Annotated in this window: 1 protein-coding gene; it reads left to right on the top strand. The window is 47.0% G+C overall.

All coding sequences use genetic code 11. The features are described from left to right. On the top strand, positions 1 to 337 hold a 337-nt coding region (locus J5M67_RS28375), incomplete at its 5' end, for a thioesterase family protein (protein ID WP_207888668.1). Positions 338 to 460 lie beyond the last annotated feature (123 nt).

Below are 460 nucleotides of genomic sequence, written 5' to 3'. Positions count from 1 at the left end.
CCTTGAAACCGCACGTTGCGCTTTTCTGTCTTCCATCGGTTATGACTACAACGAAATGGGGCGGCAGGGGTACAGCTGGCCGATTGTGCAGATGAACCTCAAATACATCCGCCCTGCCCGTTTCGGCCAAAAAATCCGCGTTGATATGGACATAGTAGAAATCGAAAGCTGCCTGCGTATCGATTACACCATTTACGATGCCGAAACCAATGAAAAGCTGACCCGCGCTTCAACGACCCAAGCCGCGGTTTCGCTTTCAGACGGCCTGATGCAGTTTCAAACGCCGGACAGTTGGTTGGAAGCCGTCAAAAGACATCCGACATTTAAGGCCGTCTGAAAAATTTAACGATTAAACCAATCTTTGTCTGTGTACAAACATTACCCTTTATAATTTTAAATTTCCGTTTTCAGACGGCCTTTTTCCTCAAACCGCACACATTATGCTACTAAACCTCAACCG

The sequence above is a fragment of the Pseudomonas sp. 30_B genome (assembly GCF_017491605.1).
Classification (GTDB): Bacteria; Pseudomonadota; Gammaproteobacteria; order Pseudomonadales; family Pseudomonadaceae; genus Pseudomonas.
This window is presented reverse-complemented; position numbering and strand designations above follow the sequence as displayed.